This is a genomic window from Metallosphaera javensis (ex Hofmann et al. 2022), assembly GCF_022064045.1.
Classification (GTDB): domain Archaea; phylum Thermoproteota; class Thermoprotei_A; order Sulfolobales; family Sulfolobaceae; genus Metallosphaera; species Metallosphaera javensis.
Window position 1 is genome coordinate 1 of sequence record NZ_JAKNCW010000079.1, and the last position, 239, is coordinate 239.

The window sequence follows — 239 nt, forward strand, 5'->3', positions numbered from 1 at the left end:
TTCCGGCCCCGGCCAAGCTCAACCTCTTCCTGCACATCACCGGACGGCGGCCCGACGGCTACCACCTGCTGCAGTCGGTGTTCATGCTCATCGACTGGTGCGACACCCTGCATTTCGAGCTCCGCCAGGACGGGCAGATCAGCCGCGAGGACCTCGCCGAGCAACTGCCCGCAGACGACCTCTGCGTGCGCGCCGCGCGGTTGCTGAAAGACCATGCCCAGGTCCGGGAGGGCGCGCAC

Annotated in this window: 1 protein-coding gene; it reads left to right on the forward strand. The window is 68.2% G+C overall.

All coding sequences use genetic code 11. From position 1 onward, the window contains the following. Nucleotides 1–239, forward strand: a 239-nt coding sequence (locus L3N51_RS12470) for a hypothetical protein (protein ID WP_320057134.1), incomplete at both ends; no start/stop codon positions are given.